The sequence below is a fragment of the Pseudactinotalea sp. HY160 genome (genome assembly GCF_009372055.1).
GTDB lineage: Bacteria > Actinomycetota > Actinomycetes > Actinomycetales > Beutenbergiaceae > HY158.
On the sequence record NZ_WHMT01000010.1, the window covers coordinates 36233 to 57450 of the forward strand.

The window sequence follows — 21218 nt, forward strand, 5'->3', positions numbered from 1 at the left end:
CTTTCGTTCTCGGGAAGGTTGATGAACTGCTTCATTGCAAGGCATCGGGGCGGGTGTCGTCGCCGGCCCCATCGAGGCGTCAGCCGTCCAGGGGCACCATCGGACTCGGGTCACCGGCCGTCCCCCGTGCTGCGGAGCCCTCGGCGTCCGAGGACGTCGCGGCCGCCGCCGCCTCGGACTCCCGCCGGGCGAGGAAGGCGTCTCGCTCCCGTGCCCGGCGTTGTTCGTCCCATCCGAGGATGGGCGAGATGAGGTCGAGGATCTCGTCGATGGCGCCCACGCCGCCGTCGGCGACCTCGTAGTCGAGCCTGGTCCGGTGCAGCAGCACGTCCTCCAGGTGCAGCACCATCTCGGCCCGGGCCGCATAGGCGATCTCCGCGCGCAGGTAGCTCGGCGCGTTCGTGAGCGGGGCGGCGAGGTCGGGCTGGGCCTCGACGAGCTCGACGATCTCGGTGAGATTGGAGCCGTATCGGCGGAGCAGGTGGTCGACCATGTGCTTGGTCCAGCCATAGGTGCGGGCGTATCCGCGGGCCGTGCGCCGGATGGAGGGCAGGCGGTCCGCGCCGCTGAGCGGAACCCGATCGGTGATCGACGGGTTCGTCGCCGCCGCGGCGCCGAGGGCGAAGTCCACGGCGTCCTTGGCCATGACGCGATAGGTCGTGAGCTTGCCGCCGGCGATCGCCACGTGCCCGGGCGCGGGCGAGGCGACCGTGTGTTCGCGGGAGACCTTCGTGGAGGAGCCGTCGGCCTTGGCCACCGGCTGGAGCAGCGGCCGGAGCCCGGCGTAGACGCCGGCGATGTCCTCATGGGTGAGGGGGCGATCCAGCACGGCGTTCACGTGATCGAGCAGGTAGTCGATATCGACCTTCGTGGCCACAGGGTTGCGCGGGTCCTGCGTATACGGGGTGTCGGTCGTGCCGATGATCCAGTAGTCCGGCCACGGGATGACGAACAGCACGGACTTCTCGGTGTGCAGGATCAGCCCCTTCGTGCCCTGGATGCGCTCCTTGGGGATGACGAGGTGAATGCCCTTGGACGCGAGGACCTGCAGGCCGCCCTCGGCTCCGCTCAACCCCTCGGTTTCCTCGGTCCACACGCCGGTGGCATTGATGACCGTGCGCGCCTGGATGTCGTGGGTAGCGCCGGTCTCGAGGTCACGCACCCGCGCCCCCGTGACGACGTCGCCCGCGGACTTGAGCAGCGCCGTCACCTGAGTGCGGGAGGCGGCGAGTGCGCCGTGCTCGGCGGCGGTGCGCACGAGCGTGAAGACGAGGCGGGCGTCGTCGACCTGGGCGTCCCAGTACTGAACCGCGCCGACCGCGGCGTCCTCGCGGAGAGCGGGGAACTCCTCGAGCATCCGCGTCTTCGAGACGTGCCGGTGGTAGGGGAGGGCGCGTCGCCTCTTCGAGAGGGAGGCGAGGATGTCGTAGAGAACGACCCCCGTGCCGATGTAGGCGCGTTCCCAGACGCGCCGCCGGATGGGGTAGAGGAACGGCACCCGGTGAACGAGGTGGGGTGCGACCGTCGTCAGCAGCAGGTCCCGTTCGGTCAGCGCCTCGTGCACGAGCGAGAAGTCGAGCATCTCCAGATATCGCAGGCCGCCGTGGACGAGCTTGGACGAGCGGGACGACGTGCCGGAGGCCCAGTCCTGGGCTTCGACGATGCCGGTGCGAAGCCCCCTGCTCGCGGCGTCGAGGGCGATTCCCGCGCCGGTGACGCCACCGCCGATGACCAGGACGTCCAGGCCGTGTTCGTCGCTCATGGACGCCAGGGCGTCCGTGCGGGTTCGTGCTGTGAGTGGGGTGCTGGCCACGATGCCTCTCCTGTGTCGAAGGTCACGATATGAACGATTCTTGTCGCCGGGGAGAAGATGCGCAAGCATCATGCACAGACGTGCATGATGATCGACGAGGAGAGCGCATGCGTGACCTGGATCAGGCCTATCGCGCCGCCACGATGTACTACCTGCAGAACCAGAAGATGGAGGTCATCGGGGCCACGCTCGGGATCTCGCGCTCCACGGTGTCGCGGCTGCTCACCGCGGCGCGCGCGGCGGGCATCGTCGAGGTGAGCGTCACCGCGCCCGCCCAGGAGGTCCAGAGCCTCGGGCACCGCATCGCCGCCACCTACGGGGTGCGGGTCCACGTCGTGCCCGTCCGGCGTCGCGCGGGCGAGCTGCAGCGGCTCGACCAGGTCGCTGTCGTCGCCGCCCACCTGCTGCAGCAGTGGTTCACGGACGGGATGCTCATGGGGGTCGCCTGGGGCACGACCATCAGCGCGGTCGCCCGGCACCTGACCCCGCGCTCGACCCGCGACACCGCGGTGGTGCAGCTCAACGGCGCCGCGAACACCTCGACCTCCGGGGTCACCTACGCCACGGATCTCATCGGCGCCCTCGCGAGCGCGTTCGACGCCACGACGTACTACTTCCCGGTGCCGGCGTTCTTCGACTTCGAGCAGACCAAGCAGCTCATGTGGCGCGAGCGCAGCGTGCGAAAGATCCTGCAGGTGCACGAGCGGGTCGACCTCGCCCTCTTCGGAGTCGGCTCCCCGGAGGCGGCGGTACCCTCCCACGTCTATACCGCCGGATACCTGGACCGGACGGATCTCGACCAGCTCGAGCGTGAGCGGGTGGTCGGCGACGTGTGCACGGTGCTCCTGCGGGAGGACGGCAGCTATCGGGACATCGCGCTCAACGCCCGTGCCTCCGGCCCCACGCCCCAGGAGCTGCGCCGGATCCGGCGGCGGGTCTGCGTCGTCGTCGGAGAGACCAAGGTGCGCGCCCTCGTCGGCGCGCTCAACGCCCGGGTGGCCACCGACCTCGTCATCGACCAGACCACCGCCCAGGCCCTCCTCGACTACCTGGCAGAGCCCGGACGCCCCGGCGGGCGGTGAGGTGATCGCCCCCACGAATGACTGCGCCCACTCCGCCGCGGGGGCATGATGGTTCGGTGGAGCAGACCCGCCGAGCCGCCGACGTCGCGATCCGTCCTGCCATGCCGGCGGACGTGCCGGCGATCGCCGGCCTCGTGACCCCGTACGCCGCGCGCCGGATCCTGCTCGGCAAGGACCTCGTGGACTACTACGAGGCGGTGCAGGAGTTCCACGTGGCCGAACTCGCCGGCGAGATCGTCGGCTGCGGCGCCCTGCACGTCATGTGGCGCGACCTCGCCGAGGTGCGCACCCTCGCCGTGCACGAACGGATGCGGGGGACGGGCGTGGGCCACAGGCTGCTCGTGCGGCTCATGGACAGGGCGCGCGAGCTCGACCTGGACCGGCTGTTCTGCCTCACGTTCGAGGTCGACTTCTTCGGCCGGCACGGTTTCGAGGTCGCCGCGGGGGAGGTGGTGGATCCGCGCACCTATGCCGAACTGCTGCTCTCCCGCGACGACGGGGTGGCCGAGTTCCTCGACCTCGCCCGGGTCAAGCCCAACACCCTCGGCAACACCCGGATGATTCGCTCGCTCTGAGTGGCCCGCGCGCCCGGCGCCCATTGACGCCCGCGTCCGCGCGGGTCGATCATGAGATGAGGAGCGAGGAGTCGTCATGAGGCACGCAGGATCGCGATACAGCGAGGAACCGGCCGAGTCGGACAGCGGTGACGTGACCGAGGGGCTGGGCCGCCAGTTCGAACTCGATCAGCTCAAGCACGAGCGCGCCGAGCGCGCCGAACTCGACGAGCATCCCGATGCGAGCGGCGAGGTGACCGAGGGGCTGGGCCGTCAGTTCGAGCTCGACCAGCTGCGCCACGAGCGCGCTCAGGAGTCGCGGCTGAAGAAGGGCGGCAACTAGCGGCCGGCGCGCCGGATCCGCTCGCGCAGCGGCAGTTGAGGCGGCCCCGCGAGCCGTGCCGGCGCAAGCAGGTCACGCCGCACGAAGCCGAGCACGACCGGAACCTGGACGGCGACCGCGCTCGCGACGAGCGCTCCCACGAACCCGGCGGAATCGATGAGCACCCAGATCGTGACGGCCACGATGCAGCCGGCCACGACGAGCCGCGGCAGCCAGGCGAGTCGTCGCTGCGTCGCGGCGAGCACGGCGGCGACGCCGCGGGGATCGGGCGAATCGCGCAGCACCTCCAGGTGCCCCCGGCCGCACACGATCGCGCCGACGAGGGCGAGCGCCGCGGCCCAGGCCGTGACGATCTGACCGGCGGTGATCATCGGGCCGGTGCGCTGCGGCCCGGCCAGCGCGATCGCCGCGAGGGTCACCAGCGCGAGCAGCACGACCATGCCGATCGACAGGAGTAGGGCCTGTAGGAGCGCGCGGGCGCCGCGGGCGAGCACGACGTCGGCGGGGATCTCGTCGAGCCCGGGAACCTCGGGGCGCTCGGGCCCGGCGGGGCGGTCGGGGGTGGGGATCACCCTAGGAGGGTAACCGGTACCCGCCCGCGACCTGCGCCACGAGCCCGTCGGCGAGGAGGGAGGCGAGTGCGCGCTCGTGCTGTCCCGCGGGAGCCGCCGCCGGCACGCCCGCCGCGAGCTCGGCGGCCGTGCGCTCGGGAGACTCCCGCAGCTGCGCCATGATCCGGCCACGCGCCTGCCGGTCGCTGCCGGCCCAGCTCTGCCGGCGCCGCCGGAACACATCCGCGGGATAGCCCGCCTCCCGCCATGCGCACGACGTGAGCGGGCACGCGGAGCAGTCCGGGGCGGCGGCCGTGCACACGAGGGCGCCGAACTCCATGACGGCCGCGTTCCACGTCGCCGCCGCGGCCGGGTCCGCCGGAACGAGCGCGGCGGCGCCGCGCTGCTCGTCGCGGCGCAGGTGCGGACGCGGGAGGGCGAGCCCGCCGGTGACCCGGCCGAGCACCCGCCGCACGTTCGTGTCCAACACGACGCTGCGCCGTCCAAACGCGAACGCGCTCACGGCCGCGGCCGTGTACGCGCCGACGCCGGGCAGGTCGAGCAGATCCGCCTCCGCCGCCGGCACCCGCCCGCCGTGGTCGCGCGTGATCGCCGCCGCGGCCTCGAGCAGCCGCAGCGCGCGGCGCGGGTAGCCCAGGTGACGCCAGGACCGCAGCACCTCGGCGGGGGTGGCCGCGGCGAGATCGGCCGGCGTGGGCCACGCGCGGATCCACTCCCGCCAGATCGGCTCGACCCGGGAGATCGGGGTCTGCTGGCTCATCACCTCGCTGAGGAACACGCCCCAGGCGTGGTCGGCGCGCGGGCCGCCGGCCGCCCGCACCCCGGCCGCCGAACGCCACGGCAGCGGCCGGGCGTGCGCGTCGAACCAGTCGGTCAGCGCCCGCACGAGTGCGGACGACGCGGCGGGAGTCGCGGGGTCGGGTGCGGCGACTCCGGCTCGATCGGTTCGATCGGTTCGATGGGGCGGCCGGGCTGGATGGGGTGGACGGAGCGGGGCGGTGGGCTCGGACACGTGCCCAGTGTCGCTCATCGGCGGGCGCGGGTGGGTGGGCTAGGTTCGGTGCGTGAGTGGATCCGGCCGCCGTACGCCTCCGACGTCCGCGCGGGGCGGGGCGCCCTCCGGGCGGCCCGATGCCGCGACGTTCCGACGCCGCCGGCTGACCGTCGGCCTCCTCGCGCTCGTGCTCGTCGCGGGCCTCGTGATCGGGGGCCGCGCGCTGTGGGGGATCGTCGGCGGGGACCGGGCCGGCTCCGCGGACGCCGGGGGAAGCACGCCGGCCACCCCGACCGGTCCGACCGAGGAGGAGCTCGCCAATCCGGTGGCCTGCGCGGCCGGGGCGCTCGAGGTGAGCATCGACCTGACCGGTGACACGCTCCGGCACGGGGCGGGCTCCGACTTCCCGATCACCGTGACCAATTCCGGGCAGGTGCCCTGCCTCGTCGACCTCGGCTACGCGGGCTTCGAACTCGCCCTGTTCTCCGGGGGCGATCGAGTCTGGACGACGGCCGACTGTCACGGCGAGCGGCCCGAGCATCAGGAGTACCTGTTCGACCTCGGCTACAGCCAGACCACGACCATCCCCTGGCAGGGCCGGCGCAGCGCGCCCGACTGCGCGAAGGATCAGAACTTCGCCGATGCGGGAACCTACCGGGCGCGGGTGACGCTCCACCCGGTCTCCCGGGGCGAGGACGTCGGCCCGGCCACGCCGATCACCCAGACCCGGGTGTTCGGCCTCGAATGAGCCTCAGACGAACCGTTCGAGCAGGCTCGACTCGGCCTGGCGGCTGAGACCCTCGCGCACGGCCCGGGCGCGCTGGGCGCCGATGCCGTCGACCGTTTCGAGGTCGTCGATCGAGGCGGCGAGCATCTTCTGCAGGGTGCCGAAGTGGGCGACCACCGCCGTGACCACGGAGGTGGGTAGCCGCGGGATCCCCATGAGCATGCGGTAACCGCGGGGGGCGATCGCGGAGTCGAGCGCCTCGCCCTGGCGGCCGCCGAGCCCGAGCACGCGGGCGATCTGGGTCAGGTCGATGAGCTGGGCCGAGTCGAGCGCGGCCAGGTCGGCGAGCACTCCGGACTCCGACCGCGCCGAGCGGGAGTCGACGTAGTCGCGCACCACGAGCTCCAGGCCCGGGCCGATCCCGGTGATCATCTCGTCGAACTGCAGCGCGAGTAGCCGCCCGTTCGTGCCGAGTTCCACCACGTAGTCGCCGATCTCCACCGAGATCCGCCGCACCATCTCGAGCCGTTGGGCCACCGCGGCGACGTCCCGGACCGTGACGAGATCCTCGATCTCGAGGGCCGACAGCGCCCCGGAGACCTCGTCGAGGCGGATCTTGTACCGCTCGAGGGTGGCGAGCGCCTGATTCGCCCGCCCGAGGATCGTGTCGGAGTCCTCGAGCACGTACCGCTGATGCCCCACGTACAGGGCCACGATCCGCATCGAGGCGGAGACCGAGATGACCGGCAGCCCGGTCTGCTTCGCCGCGCGCTCCGCGGTGCGGTGCCGGGTGCCGGACTCGCTCGTCTCGATGGCGGAGTCGGGCAGCAGCTGCACGGCCGCGCGCAGGATCCGGTTCCGGCCGGGGTCGAGCACGATCGCGCCGTCCATCTTCGCGAGCTCCCGCAGCCGCGTGGAGGAGAACCCGACGTCGAGGTGGAAGCCACCGGTCGACATCGCCTCGACCACGTCGTTGAAGCCGAGCACGACGAGGGCGCCGGTGCGGCCGCGCAGGATCCGCTCGAGGCCGTCGCGCAGCTCGGTCCCGGGCGCGACCGAGGCGAGCGTCTCCCGCAGCAGGGGCGCCAGCGCAGACTCCGACACTGCCAGTCCTCTTCTCCTCGGCCACCAGACCCGCCCACATCATACGTTCCGGCGACGCTGTTACCGTGCCGCCATGAGCACGATCCTCGACCGCGAGCAGTGGCCGGCCCGCGAACGGGCGCATGAGGCGCGCATCGACGACCTCACCCGCGGCCATCGGGAGCGCGCGGGGCGAGGCGAGCCGCATCCGGTCGAGGACTTTCTCTTCCACTACTACCGCAACCCGCTCGGGCAACTGCGCCGGTGGCATCCCGGCGCGCGGTTCGTGCTGGCCGGCGCCGAGGAGCGGGCCGGCCGCCGGTTCTATCGTATGGACGACGACGCTCACCTGGGCGTCGACGTCGCCTCCTTCGCCGCCGAGCGGGCGGGGGTGATCGCCCGGGCCCGGCTCGTCCTCGCCCGCACCGCCTCCCGGCCGGCCCAGCTCGCCTGCTTCGGCCTGCACGAATGGGCGATGGTCTACCGGGCGGGGGAGCGGCCGGAGGCGGTTCGGCACCCGTGGCCGCTGCGGCTCGGGGTCGGGGGCACCGACGACGTGGTCGAGTCGCACACGATCCGGTGCACCCACTACGACGCCTACCGGTTCTTCACCGAGCCCGCCGCGCCGCGCAACACGGTCACGCCCACCCGGGAGCGGCAGCCGGAGCTCGAGCAGCCGGGCTGCCTGCACGCCGGCATGGATCTGTATCGGTGGGCGTTCAAGCTCTTGCCCGTGGTGCCGAGCGAGCTCGTGGCCGACTGCTTCGACCTCGCGCGCCGGATCCGCGTGCTCGACATGCGCGCCTCGCCCTACGACCTGCGCGACCTCGGCTACGAGCCCGTCGCGATCGAGACCCCTACCGGCAAGGCCGTATACGTCGCCGCCCAACGCGAGTTCGCGGCCGAGGGGGCGGGGCTGCGTGCCCGGCTGCTCGCCGAACTCGACCACGCGGGGCTCTGAGCCGGTTCCCGCGATCTGGTTGCGATCGTTCCTCTCCGCCTCCTCGACCCCGCTCTCGTCAGAGGGCCTTCGGATGCTCACGGGTCCAAGTCCGCTCGACACCGCGGCTGGCCGGCCCGACATCTCTCCGATGTGTTTCACAAGTGGCCCGGTGGACCGGTGCCTCGCTGGCCCGGCTGTGTGCCTGTGCGGTTGAGGCCGGGGGAATGTCGGTGGTCGCTGAGACCATGATTGGTATGGAACTTCAGCAGCTGGTGGGCGAGGTGGGCGATGATGCCGGCCTGGTCGCTCGGCTGCGTCAGGGCCGCGATACCGTGGATCGGGTCAAGGTGGAGCAGCTCGCGTTGGCGGCGACGTGGGTGCAGTGGCATCCGTTCGTCATCGCCGATGACTATGACGGCGATGAGGACCTGGCCGGTGCGCCGCGGCTCGTGGCCGAACGCGCTCGTGCCCGCAACGCGATCTGGGAGCAGGAGGGCCACGTGGTCACCCCGGCCACAACCGGATCCGGCACCGGCACCGGCACCGGGGCCGAGGCCGTGGCCGGCGCGGGTGCCACGGGCTCTGATTCGATGGATGCCCCGGCGACCGCCACCACGTCGCCCTCCTCCAGTGAGTCCGCCACCGGCGGTGACGCCACCGCCGCGTGTGCCGATCCCGCTCCCTCGGCCAGTGGCACGCTTGCAGGTGCTTCCTCCTCTCCCGCGGCCGGCGGGCCGGCCACCTCCAGCTCCGCGGCCTCCGGCTTCACCACCTCTGAATCCGCCACGACCGGATCCGGCTCCGGGGCCGGGGTCTCGGGGTTCGTGGCCTCGGGTGGTGGGCACGGGGCCGATCTGGGGGTCGATCCGGGCACGGGGGTGCGGGGGTTGTGGACGGTGGAGGAGTTCTCGATCTCGACGTTCGCGACCGCGGCCGGGATGGGTCTGGGCGCGGCCGAGCGGCTGCTGCTGGAGGCCGAACAGTTGCGGGTGCGGCTACCGCGCCTGTTCGCCCGGACCATGGCCGGGCGGACGCGGGTGTGGCGGGCCCGGACCCTCGCCCGGGCGACCCTGTTCCTCTCGGAAGAGGCATGTGACTACGTCGATGCCCAGCTCGACCTCGTGCCCTTGAACTTCGGGCAGGCCCAGCTCGATGGCCTGATCAAGCGGGCCCTGATCGAACACATGCCCGAGGAGTACGAGGACCTCGAGGAACGCTTCGCCGCGCCACCGGCACGAGACGTCGTGTTCAAGCACGTACGCAACGGGACCGGGGACACCAGCGTGCAGGCCGTCCTGCCCGTCGTGGAGGGCCGCATCCTCGAAGACGTCATCGACCACCTCGCCGCCACCCTCACCGCCCAGGGCTGGAAGCTGACCGCGGGCGAGCTGCGCTCCTACGCCATGGGCGACCTCGCCCGGCTCCGCTACGACGGCCAACACCCCCTCACCCCACCCGAGACCCCGACCAGCGAGCCGAACAGCGGGCCGAACAGTGGGCCGAACAGTGGGCCGAACGGTGCCCAGCTGCCCGACAGACCACCCGACGGGCCGAACGATCCGCCGGCCAGCGGGCCGAACGATGGGCCGGCAGGGCCGAGTTGGTGTGGGGATCCGAACTGCACCGGCAACCGCCACGACGACGACCCGGCCGGCACATCGGCCGCATCGAGTGCTCTGAGCGCCACCCTCGAGGCCGGGCCGGCCGGTCCGGAAGGCCCGGTGACCACGGGCGGCCCGGTGACCACGGGCGCCCCGGTGACCACGGGTGGGGCGGGTGTGCCGCGCGGCAAGATCTTGATGTACCTGCACGTCCAGGCCCGTGACCTGTTCCCCTTCGGCATCCCGAACACCGGCCCACCACCACCGCCGACACCCGGCGGCGCCGGAGCTGCGGGAGCCGATCACGGCGATGACGCCGCCGGCAGGCCCGCCACGCGCGCATCCGGGCCACCGACCGGGCCGCCCACTGGGCCGACTGGGCCGCCGACTGGGCCGTCGACTGGGTCGTCGTTGGGGATCGATCCTGGCCGGTTGCGGCGGACGCCGGTGCGTATCGAGGCCCGCGGCATCCCGGCCGGCACGTTCATCAGCGCCGCTGAACTCGCCCCGATCTTCTACCGCCCATCCGCGCTCACCCCGCACGGACGCCCCTGCACCGGGGACTGCCTCACCCGGCCCACCGGCCCGCCCACAGGCCCGCCCGACGGCCCGCCCGCGGGCCCGATCCTCGACCGGCGCAGGCACCGATCTGGCAGCAGCCGAGCTGGCGGCATTGAGGGGACAGCCCTGCCCGGAACCGACGGGACCGACAGCACAGGTGTGTCCACTGCTCCCGGAACCACCGAGGTCGCCGCCGGGGCCGGCGAGACCGTCCTGCCCGGAATGGGCGGGACCGACAGCACAGGTGTGTCCACCGCTCCCGGATCCGCCGAGGTCGCCGCCGGGATCGGCGAGACCGTCCGGCCCGGAACCGACGAGGTCGCCGCCGGGACCGGCGAGACCGTCCGGCCCGGAACCGTCGAGGTCGCCGCCGGGACCGGCGAGACCGTCCGGCTCGGGGCATCGGTCGACCGCCCCGGCTCCGGTGCTGCCGGTGCTACGGGGGCTGCCGGTGCTACGGGTGCTGTCGGTGCTACGGGTGCGGCCGGTAGCGGGTTGGCGTGTTTCGCACCGGAGATCATCGTGCGGCCGGTCCTGGACCTGGACGAGCCACTCGCCACGGACTGCTACACCCCGTCCGAGCGGCTGCGTGAACAACTCGTCCTGGCCGAGGATCGATGCGCCTTCCCCTGGTGTACCCGCACCGCCCGCGCCTGCGACCTGGACCATATCCAGGCCTGGCACACCACCCGAGCCCGCACCGGCCCGAACGCCGGCGCCGAGGTCGCCACCGGCGGGGCGACCTGCCCGTGCAACCTCGCCCCGCTGTGTCGCGCGCATCACCGGCTCAAGACCCACGCCCGCGCCGCCGCCGCGTCCCGCGGCCGGCACGCGGCCTGGACCTACGTCAAACTCGATACCGGCACCTACCTGTGGACCGGCCCCCACGGCCTACGGCTCCTACGCACCCCGTGGGGCACCTACGACACCCAGAACACCGGCATCCAGAACATCGAGATCCAGAACACCGGCACCCACGAAGCAGACGAGCCGGGTCAGACGAGCAAGACGAGCGACCACCGTGACTCGAACGACCCAAACGGCGTGGGCGGCCCGACCCGCTCGAACGGTCCTACCGGCGTGGGCGGCTCGAACGGCTCGACCGGTCCGACCGGCGTGGGCGGCGCGACCGGCGCGACAGGCGTGGGCGGCTCGAACGGACCGACCGATACAACCGGCACGACCGGCGTGAGCGAACGGTCGGCGAGCGGGTCGATGTCCCCGCAGCGGGAACGGGCGAACCGGGCCCACTGGTCCGAGGGCACACTCGAGAACCGGGACATCCTCGAGGCCTGCAACCACGACATCATCAAGAGAGCCGACCAGGCCCGCGCCGCCAGACGCCGGGCAGAAGACGCCGCCGCCGACGACTGCCGACCCGACGAACCACCCTTCTGACGCGAGACGGTCGGGTGCCCGTGCGGGCGAGCGCCTTCCTCACGTCTGTCGCTGTGGATCCTCGGCGTTCCACCGAGGATGTCGGCCGCGCCGGATAGCCTGCGGCCATGAGTTCCAAGTCCACCAAGTCGGCCACCGCATCGGCGACCAGGCCCCAGTTCCAGTGCAGCGAATGCGGGTGGACGACGAGCAAATGGGTCGGGCGGTGCGGTGAATGTCAGGCCTGGGGCACGGTGGCCGAGACGGACGGACCCTCGAGCGCCCGTACGGCGAGTGTGGTCCCGACCCTCGCGGCGGCCGCGCTGCCGATCGGCGAGGTCGACGCGAACCTCGCCCGCTTCCGCAGCACCGGCGTGAGCGAGGTCGACCGGGTACTCGGCGGCGGGATCGTGCCCGGCGCCGTCATGTTGCTCGCGGGCGAGCCCGGGGTGGGCAAGTCGACGCTGCTGCTCGACGTCGCCGCCCGCTGCGCGGGCACGGGCCGCAGGGTCCTCTATGTCACGGCCGAGGAGTCCGCCGCGCAGGTACGCCTGCGGGCCGACCGGATCGACGCCGTACACGAGCGGCTCCTCCTCGCGGCCGAGACGGACCTGGGCAAGGTGCTCGGGCAGATCGAGGCCACCCAGCCCGAGTTGCTCGTCGTCGACTCGGTGCAGACCCTCGCCTCCGCCCAGGTCGACGGCAGCGCGGGCGGCGTCGCCCAGGTCCGGGAGGTGGCCGCCTCCCTCATCGGCGTCGCGAAGCGCACGAATATGCCCGTCATCCTCGTGGGCCACGTGACCAAGGACGGCTCGATCGCGGGGCCGCGCGTGCTCGAACACCTGGTCGACGTCGTCTGCCAGTTCGAGGGCGACAAGCACGCCCAGCTGCGGATGCTCCGGGCGGTGAAGAACCGCTACGGCGCCACCGACGAGGTGGGCTGCTTCGTCATGAACGAATCGGGCATCCACGGCCTGGCCGACCCGTCGGGACTGTTCATCTCGGGGCGGCGCTCGGGCGTCACCGGCAGCTGTGTCACCGTTACCCTCGACGGCCGCCGTCCCCTACCCATCGAGATCCAGGCGCTGCTCTCCCACAGCAGCACCCCACAGCCGCGGCGCGCCACGCACGGGGTCGACGGTTCCCGGGTCGCCATGACCCTCGCGGTGCTCGCCACCCGATCGATGAAACCCGTCGCCGGTCTGGACGTCTACGTCTCCTGCGTCGGCGGCGCCCGTGCCCACGAACCCGGCGCCGACCTCGCGGTCGCGCTCGCCGTCGCCAGCTCGCAGGACAACGAACCGCTGCCCGAAGGGCTCGTCGCCCTCGGCGAGGTGAGCCTCACCGGTGAGCTCCGGCCGGTGCTCGGCACGGGCCGGCGGATCGCGGAGGCCCGCCGCCTCGGGTTCACCCGCGCACTCGTACCGGTCGGAAGCGACCTGGGCGGCGCCCAACTCGCCGGGATCCGTGTCAAGGAGATCGCCCACCTGGACGACGCGCTCAAGTACACCGGGCTCTCCGCCGGCTACCGCGGGCCGCGGCGGGTCTAGGAGCCCTGGCCGAGCCACTCGGACGGGCGCCCGATCAGGCCAGCCAGCGCTCGAACGGGGCGAAGGAATAGGGCCGGCCGAGGAAGTCGGCCACCAGGTCGGCCGCGTCCTTCGACCCGCCCGGGGCGAGCACCGTCTCCCGGTAGCGGCGGGCGGTGGCCGGATCGAACAGGTCCGCTCCGCCCGTACCGCCGTGCCCCGCGCCGCCCCGGCCGTTCTCGCCCGCGAAGGCACTGAACAGGTCCTTCGCGATCACGAGCGACCACATGTAGGTGTAGTAGCCGGAGGAGTAGTCGTCGAGGTGCCCGAACGAGGCCGCCTGGTGCGTTCCCGGCAGGTACTCGAACAGCGAGTACTCGCCCTGCAGGCGGGCGGTGTGGGCCGTGAGGTCGGCGACCTGCTCTGTGTGGAGCGAATAGGACAGGGCCGCGTAGAACATCTGCGTGCGGGCGTCGAAGCCCTGGCCGAAGTCGTCCGCAGCCCGCATCCGCGCGACCAGCTCGGCCGGGATCGTCTCGCCCGCGGCGTTCCGAGCGAACGTGGCCAGCACGCGCGCGTCCCACGCCCACTCCTCGAGCAGCTGACTCGGCGCCTCGACGAAGTCCCACTCCGTGGCGAGCCGCAGGTCGCGGCGGGCCTCGGCATCCTGGGCGAACATGAAGAACGGCACCGAGTCCGGATAGTCGGTCGTGACGCTCACGAGACCGTCGGCCTCCGCCGGGTGGTCGGCGATCCAGTCCGGCGGCAGCCCCGCCAACCGGTCGGGATGGACACGGATCGATCGGGTGTCCTCCCGGATGTTGCGGGCGAACTCCTGCCCGGCCGCCACGAGCTGCTCCGAGATCGCCGCGATCCGGGTCCGCTCCGGGCCGGCGAGCCCCACGCCGCCCCGGCGGAAGTCCCGGCGCACCCGCTCGAGAAGCCGGCGGGCAACCGGGTCCAGCCCGGAGCCTGTGCCCCCGCCGGCTCCGCTCTCGTCGTCGGTGCGACCGGCCCCGTCAGCCCTGCCGGCCCCGTCGGCACTGTCGGCTCTGTCAGCCCTGTCAGCCCCGTCTGCACTGTCGGCGAGGTGGTCGACGATCGCGTACAGTTCCGCGTCGAGCATGAGGGCCGTGGTGAACCGGTCGACCCGCTGCACCGCATCCTCACCCGCCGCGCGTACCTCGGCGAGCGGATGCAACTCGCTCAGGGTCGATGCGGGCGCCTCGGCGCCCGCGAGCAGGATCGACAGCTCGTTCCACTCCTCGAGCAGCTCCGCGGCCGTTTCGGGAGGCGAGGCCTTGAGGCGGGCGACGATCGCTGCGGCGCCGGTGAGGGCGTCGTCCGTACGCCGTTGCAGCCACGCGGCGGTCTCGGCGGGCGCGGGAAGATCCAAGGGGTGCGGGCTCACCCGGATCAGCCTATCCGTGCCTATAGTGGATCGCATGGCACGCTGGAGTCCCCTGGAATGGCCGGTCTTCCGGCAGGCGCGCTCCGGGGACGTACTCGGCCGCGGAGCCGCGGTCACCTCCGCCGCCACCCGCGGCACGCGGGCGCGCACGGCGACCGCCGACCGGGTCGTGCAGAGCGTGTGCCCCTACTGTGCGGTGGGGTGCGGGCAGCGGGTGTTCGTCAAGAACGAGAAGGTCATCCAGATCGAGGGCGACCCCGATTCGCCGATCTCGCGCGGGCGGCTGTGCCCCAAGGGCGCAGCGAGCGAGCAGCTCGTCAACTCGCCCGGACGGCAGACCGAGGTGCTCTACCGGGCGCCGGGCGCCGCGGAATGGACCCGGCTCGACCGGGACACCGCGCTCGACATGATCGCCGACCGGTTCCTCGCCTCCCGCAGGAACACGTGGCAGGAGCGCGACCCGCAGGGGCGGATCCTGCGCCGGACGATGGGGATCGCGGCCCTCGGCGGGGCGACGCTGGACAACGAGGAGAACTACCTCATCAAGAAGCTGTTCACCGCCGCGGGCGCGATCCAGATCGAGAACCAGGCGCGCATATGACACTCCGCCACGGTTCCCGGTCTGGGAACCTCGTTCGGTCGCGGCGGCGCCACGCAATATCTGCAGGACCTGGCTCATGCGGACTGCATCGTGATCCAGGGATCCAACATGGCCGAATGCCACCCCGTGGGCTTCCAGTGGGTGGCCGAGGCGCAGGCGCGGGGTGCGAGGGTCATCCACGTCGATCCCCGGTTCACTCGCACCTCGGCGCTCGCCGACAAGCACCTGCCGATCCGGGCGGGCAGCGACGTCGTGCTGCTCGGCGCGGTGATCAACCGGGTGCTCACCGACGAGTCGTATTTCCGTGAGTACGTGACCGCCTATACGAATGCCTCGACCATCCTGCGGGAGGACTTCCGCGACGCCGAGGACCTCGACGGACTCTTCTCCGGCTACGACGCCCGCACCGGCTCCTACGACAACGCCACGTGGGCCTACGCAACGGACCCGGAGACCGGCGCCGAGCTGCACGATCCGACGCTGACGGATCCGCGCTGCGTGTTCCAGGTGCTCAGGCGCCACTACTCCCGCTACACCCCGGAGGCGGTCGAGGCCTCGTGCGGCATCGGCCCGGCGGACTTCGACTACCTCGCGCGGGCCGTGATCGAGAACTCCGGGCGGGAACGCACGACCGCGTTCGTGTACGCGGTGGGCTGGACCCAGCACACGCTCGGGGCCCAGTTCATCCGCACCGCCGCGATCCTGCAGCTGCTGCTGGGGAACATGGGCCGGCCCGGCGGGGGCATCATGGCGCTGCGCGGGCACGCGAGCATCCAGGGATCCACCGACATCCCGACCCTGTTCGACATGCTCCCCGGCTACCTGCCGATGCCGCTCGCGGGCAGGCACGACACGTTCGCCGACTACACCGCCTCGTTCGCCGCGAAGGATCAGAAGGGGTTCTGGGCGAACGGCGACGCGTACGCCGTCAGCCTGCTCAAGGCGTGGTGGGGCGAGTCGGCCACGGCCGGCAACGACTGGGCCTACGACTACGTGCCCCGGCTCACCGGCCCGCACGGCACCTATCAGACCGTGGCCGCGATGCTCGCCGACGAGGTCGAGGGGTACTTCCTGCTCGGGCAGAACCCGGCCGTCGGCTCCTCGAACGGGCGGATGCAACGGATGGCGATGTCGCATCTGAAGTGGCTCGTCGTGCGCGACCTGAACATGATCGAGTCGGCGACGTTCTGGCGTGATTCCCCGGAGATCGAGACCGGCGAGCTGCGCACGGGCGACATCGACACCGAGGTGTTCTTCCTGCCCGCCGCGAGCCACGTGGAGAAGGCCGGATCGTTCACCCAGACCCAGCGGCTGCTGCAGTGGCGGCACAAGGCCGTGGCCCCGCCGGGGGAGTGCATGAGCGAGCTCGAGTTCTTCCACCAGCTCGGCAAGCGCCTGCGCGACCGGCTCGCCGGCTCGACCGACGAGCGCGACCGGCCCCTGCTCGAGCTCACCTGGGACTATCCCGCGGGCGCCGACGGCGAGATCGACTCGGGCGCCGTGCTCGCGGAGATCAACGGCTGGCACGTGGACCCCGCCGCCGAGCCCGGTTCGCAGCGTCGCTACCTGTCGACGTTCAACGAGATGCGTGCCGACGGCTCGACCGTGGGCGGCTGCTGGATCTACACGGGCGTGTACGCGGGCGGCGTCAATCAGGCGGCCCGCCGCAAGCCCGGCGCCCAGCAGCCCACGACCGCCCTCGAATGGGGTTGGGCGTGGCCCTCGAACCGGCGCATCCTGTACAACCGGGCCTCGGCCGACCCGCGGGGGCGGCCCTGGAGCGAACGCAAGAAGTACGTGTGGTGGGACGAGGCGGCGGGCCGCTGGACCGGCGTCGACGTGCCCGACTTCATCCCGGATCGTGCCCCTGGTGCCACGGGTGACCCCGATGACCCGGCCGCGGGCGGGCCGGGCGCGATCGCCGGCGACGACGCGTTCATCATGAAGCCCGACGGCAAGGGCTGGCTGTTCGCCCCGACCGGGGTGGTCGACGGGCCGCTGCCCACCCATTACGAGCCGCAGGAGTCCCCGGTCGCGAATGCGCTGTACACCCAGCAGCGCAACCCGGGCCGGGTCACGTTCCCCCACAAGGACAACCTGAGCGCGCCGAGCGCGGACGAGCCGGGCTCCGGCGTCTACCCGTTCGTGTTCACCACCTACCGGCTCACCGAGCACCACACCGCCGGCGGCATGAGCCGCACCCTGCCCTACCTCTCGGAGCTGCAGCCGGAGATGTTCTGCGAGGTCTCACCCGAGCTTGCGGCCCTGCGCGGGCTCACGAACGAGGGCTGGGCCACGATCGTCTCGGCGCGGGCGGCGATCGAGGCCCGCGTGCTCGTCACGCGGCGGCTGCGCCCGCTTCGGGTCGCCGGGCGCACCGTGCACCAGGTCGGGCTGCCCTATCACTGGGGCGTCGGCGGGGATGCGATCGTCTCCGGCGATGCGGCCAACGACCTGCTCGGCATCACCCTCGACCCGAACGTGCTCATCCAGGAGTCGAAGGCCGCGACCTGCGACATCGTTCCCGGCCGGCGCCCGCGCGGGGCGGCGCTGCTGCGGCTCGTGTCGGAGTACCAGAGCCGCGCCGGGGCCACGACCCACACGGGCAACGAGCCGCTCGGCGGACCGGGCGAACCACCCACCGAACCACGAGAAGGGGGAGCGTGATGGGTCAGCTCTTCGGACGCACCGATCCGGCACCTGACGCAGGCTGGACGGACGCCGGACCCCGCAAGGGATTCTTCACCGACACCTCCATCTGCATCGGCTGCAAGGCGTGCGAGGTCGCGTGCAAGGAATGGAACCAGCTGCCGGCGGCGGGGGCGGGTGAGAGCGGAGGGCTGCTCGGCTCCTCCTACGACAACACCGGCGCGCTCGGGGCGGACACGTGGCGCCACGTCGCGTTCATCGAACAGGACTCCGGCCGCATCGCCGCGGCCCGCGAGTCCGGCCGCAGGCTCGTCGACCTCGGCATGCCCACCCTCTCCCCCGCGGCCGGCGGGAGTATGGACGGCGCCCGCTCGCCGAGGGTGGACGCGCTCGCCGCCGCGGGCGCGTCCGACGGGATCGGCGTGCCCGGCGGCGCGGGGGCGCATGCGGGCGTCGACGTGCTCGGCGACACCGAGGGGTCCGCGCACCCCGATACCCCCGAGTTCCGCTGGCTCATGGCCTCGGACGTGTGCAAGCACTGCACCCACGCCGCGTGCCTCGACGTGTGCCCGACCGGGGCGCTGTTCCGCAGCGAGTTCGGCAGCGTCGTGGTGCAGGACGACGTGTGCAACGGCTGTGGCGCCTGCGTGGCCGCCTGCCCGTTCGGGGTGATCGAGCGGCGGGCCGACGGGGTGAGCGAGCCCGGGCGGCAGCGCCCGCAGGCCGAGGCCGTGGGCCACTCCCAGGGCGGCATCGCCCAGAAGTGCACGCTCTGCTACGACCGGCTCACAGAAGGCGAGCAGCCCGCCTGCGCCCAGACCTGCCCCACGGAGTCGATCCGCTTCGGCGAGCGGGACGAGCTGGTCGAGCGGGCACGGCGGCGGGTCGGGCAACTGCACTCCCAGGGCATGACCGAGGCCCGCCTCTACGGCGCGAACGAGAACGACGGCGTGGGCGGCACCGGCTCGGTGTTCCTCCTGCTCGACGAGCCCGAGGCCTACGGGCTTCCACCCGATCCGCGCGTGTGCACCGCCGACCTGCCCGGCATGTACGCCCGGGCCGGACTCGCCGCGGCCGGGATGCTCGCGGCCGCCGCGCTCGCGTTCGCCCGGCGCGGGGGCCGGGCATGACGGCCTCGGAGTTCGCGTCGTACCGGCCGCCGGACGAGCCGCGGCGTCGCCGCCGGCGCAGGGACGGCGCCCGGCCGGGTTCGGGGCGCGGACGCGGCCCGCGTAGGCCGGGCGGGGCGGACGGCTCGCGGGAGATGCCGGTCGTGCCCGATGCGGAGTTCACCTCGTATTACGGGCGCCCGATCGTCAAGCCCGCCCCCTGGGGCGGCGACATCGCCGCCTACCTGTTCCTCGGCGGGCTCGCGGCCGGATCGGGTCTGCTCGCGGCCGGCGCTCAGCTCACCGGGCGGCCTGCGCTGCGCCGGGTGGGCCGGTTCGCCGCGATCGGCTCCGCGGGCCTCGGCACGGTCGCCCTCATCCGCGACCTCGGCCGGCCCGAACGGTTCGCGAATATGCTCCGCACGATCAAGGTGACCTCGCCGATGAGCGTCGGCTCGTGGCTGCTCGCCGGCTTCGCCACCTCCGCGGGCGTGGCGGCCGCAGGCGAGGTGGACCGGATGAGCGCCGGCCGGCTCCCGCTCGGGCCGCTGCGCCCGCTGCTGCGCCAGGCCGACGGCGCCGCCGGGATCGTCGCCGGCGCACTCGCCCCCGGGCTGGCCGCCTACACCGGCGTGCTGCTCTCGGCCACCGCGACGCCGACCTGGAACGAGGCCAGGGACGAGCTGCCGTTCCTCTTCGCGGGTTCGGCGGCGCTCGCGGCGGGCGGGCTCGCGATGATCGCCACCCCGCGCGCCGAGGCCGGCCCGGCGCGGGGGCTCGCGCTCGCGGGCGTCGCCGCCGACCTGGCGGCGAGCGGGGTCATGGAACGACGCGTCGACCCGGCCATCGCCGAGACCCTGCGCGGGGGCAGCGCCGGTGAGATGCTGCGCGCGAGCCAGGCCCTCGCCGTGACCGGTGGGATCGGGACCCTGCTCGCGGGCCGCAGCCGGACCGCGGCCGTCTGCTCCGGCGCGGCGCTGCTCGCGGCGTCCGTGCTCACCCGGTTCGGGATCTTCGAGGCGGGGATGGCATCCGCGCGGGACCCCCGCTACACGGTCGAGCCGCAGAAGCGCCGGCTCGAGCGGCGACGGGCAGCCGGCATCACGGACGATTCGATCACGACCGCCGAATGAGCCACCGAGGCCGCGAGCCGGCCGCGAGGAGCGATCGTGGACTCGGCCCGTCTCAGCGGATCTCGATACCCGCCCCGGCCACCGTGTGGCCGATGACCGGGTGGCCCGGCAGTTCCCCCACGACGAGCAGTCCGCCCGAGGTCTGGGCGTCGGCGAGCAGGAGCAGGTCGTCCTCGCCCACCCGCGGCCCGACCCGCAGGTGGTCGCGCACCCAGTCGAGGTTGCGGCGCGTGCCGCCCGAGACGTAGCCCGCCGCGAGGGAGGACCGCACGTCCGGCAGCACCGGCACCGCGCCCGCCTCGATCACGGCGCCGACCCCGGAGGCCCGGCACAGCTTGTGCAGGTGCCCGAGCAGCCCGAAGCCGGTCACGTCGGTCGCGGCCCGCACGCCCGCGCCGATCGCGGCCTCGGAGGCCTCCCGGTTGAGCGCCGTCATCGAGGCGATCGCCTCCGGGAACGACTCGCCCGTGGCCTTGTGCCGGTTGTTCAGGATCCCCACCCCGATCGGCTTCGTCAGCGTGATCGGCAGGCCCGGGGTGGCCGCGTCGATCCGCAGCAGCCGCTCCGGGCGGGCGGTCCCGGTGACGGCCAGGCCGTACTTCGGCTCCGGGTCGTCGATCGAGTGCCCGCCGATGAGCGGGCAGCCCGCCCGCCGCGCGATCTCGAGGCCGCCGGCGAGCACCTCGCTCAGCAGTTCCATCGGCAGGCGCTCGCGCGGCCAGCCCACGAGGTTGATCGCCACGACCGGCCGCCCGCCCATCGCGTAGATGTCGGAGAGCGCGTTCGCCGCCGCGATCATCCCCCACGCGCGCGCGTCGTCCACGACCGGGGTGAAGAAGTCGGCCGTCGAGAGCACCGCGAGGTCCGGCGCGACGAGCACGGCGGCCGCGTCGTCGCCGTCATCGAGCCCGACGAGCACGCCGCGCTCGTCCTGACCGGCGAGCGCGCGCACGGCCTCCTCGAGCTCCCCGGGCGGGATCTTGCACGCGCAGCCGCCGCCGTGGGCGAAGTCCGTGAGCCGCAGGGCCGCGGTCGTGTCGCTATGGCCCGCTCCGAGGATTTCTGGCGAGATCTCCATGTGATCGAGCATAGGACCCGAGCGCATCGGCGGCCGAGGATCGCCCAGCGCGAGTAGG

16 protein-coding genes are annotated in these 21218 nt (G+C 72.8%); 10 read left to right on the top strand and 6 right to left on the bottom strand.

Going from position 1 to position 21218, the window contains the following annotated elements; genetic code table 11:
- Window positions 1–79 precede the first annotated feature (79 nt).
- Window positions 80–1813 (bottom strand): FAD-dependent oxidoreductase, encoded by a 1734-nt coding sequence (locus tag GCG21_RS10605; protein WP_370517453.1) that lies wholly within the window; start codon window positions 1811–1813, stop codon window positions 80–82.
- 107 nt (window positions 1814–1920) lie between these two features.
- Between GCG21_RS10605 and GCG21_RS10610 the strand changes: the two genes are divergently transcribed.
- The 3 genes from GCG21_RS10610 to GCG21_RS10620 all read left to right on the top strand — a co-directional run bounded on the left by GCG21_RS10610 (window position 1921) and on the right by GCG21_RS10620 (window position 3792).
- The gene (locus GCG21_RS10610) at window positions 1921–2895 is read left to right on the top strand and encodes a sugar-binding transcriptional regulator (RefSeq protein ID WP_152909658.1); all 975 of its coding nucleotides are present in this window, start codon (window positions 1921–1923) and stop codon (window positions 2893–2895) included.
- Window positions 2896–2951: 56 nt separating this feature from the next.
- Window positions 2952–3470 (top strand): amino-acid N-acetyltransferase, encoded by a 519-nt coding sequence (locus GCG21_RS10615; RefSeq protein ID WP_228759973.1) that lies wholly within the window; start codon window positions 2952–2954, stop codon window positions 3468–3470.
- A gap of 76 nt (window positions 3471–3546) precedes the next feature.
- Window positions 3547–3792, top strand: coding sequence for a hypothetical protein (locus GCG21_RS10620; RefSeq protein WP_152909660.1), 246 nt, complete (start codon window positions 3547–3549; stop codon window positions 3790–3792).
- Here GCG21_RS10620 and GCG21_RS10625 read toward each other — a convergent pair.
- Both GCG21_RS10625 and GCG21_RS10630 read right to left on the bottom strand, forming a co-directional pair.
- A complete protein-coding gene (locus GCG21_RS10625) occupies window positions 3789–4364 on the bottom strand; it encodes a hypothetical protein (protein ID WP_152909661.1) in 576 nt (191 codons plus the stop codon). The genes GCG21_RS10620 and GCG21_RS10625 overlap by 4 nt on opposite strands.
- Window position 4365: 1 nt before the next feature.
- On the bottom strand, window positions 4366–5250 hold the full coding sequence (locus tag GCG21_RS10630; protein ID WP_228760207.1) for an A/G-specific adenine glycosylase: 885 nt from the start codon (window positions 5248–5250) through the stop codon (window positions 4366–4368).
- Window positions 5251–5428: 178 nt separating this feature from the next.
- On the opposite strand from GCG21_RS10630, the gene GCG21_RS10635 reads away from it, so the two are divergent.
- Window positions 5429–6106, top strand: coding sequence for a hypothetical protein (locus GCG21_RS10635; protein ID WP_152909663.1), 678 nt, complete (start codon window positions 5429–5431; stop codon window positions 6104–6106).
- Window positions 6107–6109: 3 nt separating this feature from the next.
- On the opposite strand, the gene disA is transcribed toward GCG21_RS10635, so the two are convergent.
- Entirely contained in the window at window positions 6110–7189 is a 1080-nt protein-coding gene (gene disA, locus GCG21_RS10640) for a DNA integrity scanning diadenylate cyclase DisA (RefSeq protein WP_228759972.1), read from the bottom strand.
- Window positions 7190–7262: 73 nt separating this feature from the next.
- Between disA and GCG21_RS10645 the strand changes: the two genes are divergently transcribed.
- From GCG21_RS10645 to radA, 3 genes are all read left to right on the top strand, one after another.
- Window positions 7263–8129, top strand: a complete 867-nt coding sequence (locus GCG21_RS10645; RefSeq protein ID WP_152909665.1) for a 3-methyladenine DNA glycosylase — start codon at window positions 7263–7265, stop codon at window positions 8127–8129.
- A gap of 236 nt (window positions 8130–8365) precedes the next feature.
- A complete protein-coding gene (locus GCG21_RS10650; protein ID WP_152909666.1) occupies window positions 8366–11671 on the top strand; it encodes an HNH endonuclease signature motif containing protein in 3306 nt (1101 codons plus the stop codon).
- A gap of 107 nt (window positions 11672–11778) precedes the next feature.
- A complete protein-coding gene (gene radA / locus GCG21_RS10655) occupies window positions 11779–13200 on the top strand; it encodes a DNA repair protein RadA (protein ID WP_152909667.1) in 1422 nt (473 codons plus the stop codon).
- A 34-nt stretch (window positions 13201–13234) separates the two neighbouring features.
- Here the strand turns inward: radA and GCG21_RS17100 are convergent, their stop codons facing one another.
- Window positions 13235–14590, bottom strand: coding sequence for a M3 family metallopeptidase (locus GCG21_RS17100; protein WP_370517454.1), 1356 nt, complete (start codon window positions 14588–14590; stop codon window positions 13235–13237).
- 34 nt (window positions 14591–14624) lie between these two features.
- Between GCG21_RS17100 and fdnG the strand changes: the two genes are divergently transcribed.
- The 3 genes from fdnG to nrfD are packed head-to-tail and all read left to right on the top strand — an operon-like array spanning window position 14625 to window position 20082.
- The gene (gene fdnG / locus GCG21_RS10670; RefSeq protein WP_227993643.1) at window positions 14625–17858 is read left to right on the top strand and encodes a formate dehydrogenase-N subunit alpha; all 3234 of its coding nucleotides are present in this window, start codon (window positions 14625–14627) and stop codon (window positions 17856–17858) included.
- On the top strand, window positions 17858–18970 hold the full coding sequence (locus GCG21_RS10675) for a 4Fe-4S dicluster domain-containing protein (protein WP_152909671.1): 1113 nt from the start codon (window positions 17858–17860) through the stop codon (window positions 18968–18970). Before fdnG ends, GCG21_RS10675 begins: the two co-directional genes overlap by 1 nt.
- Window positions 18967–20082 (top strand): NrfD/PsrC family molybdoenzyme membrane anchor subunit, encoded by a 1116-nt coding sequence (gene nrfD, locus GCG21_RS10680; protein WP_152909672.1) that lies wholly within the window; start codon window positions 18967–18969, stop codon window positions 20080–20082. The genes GCG21_RS10675 and nrfD overlap by 4 nt, the downstream gene beginning before the upstream one ends.
- Window positions 20083–20134: 52 nt before the next feature.
- Here nrfD and selD read toward each other — a convergent pair whose 3' ends face one another.
- On the bottom strand, window positions 20135–21160 hold the full coding sequence (gene selD, locus GCG21_RS10685) for a selenide, water dikinase SelD (RefSeq protein WP_152909673.1): 1026 nt from the start codon (window positions 21158–21160) through the stop codon (window positions 20135–20137).
- Window positions 21161–21218 lie beyond the last annotated feature (58 nt).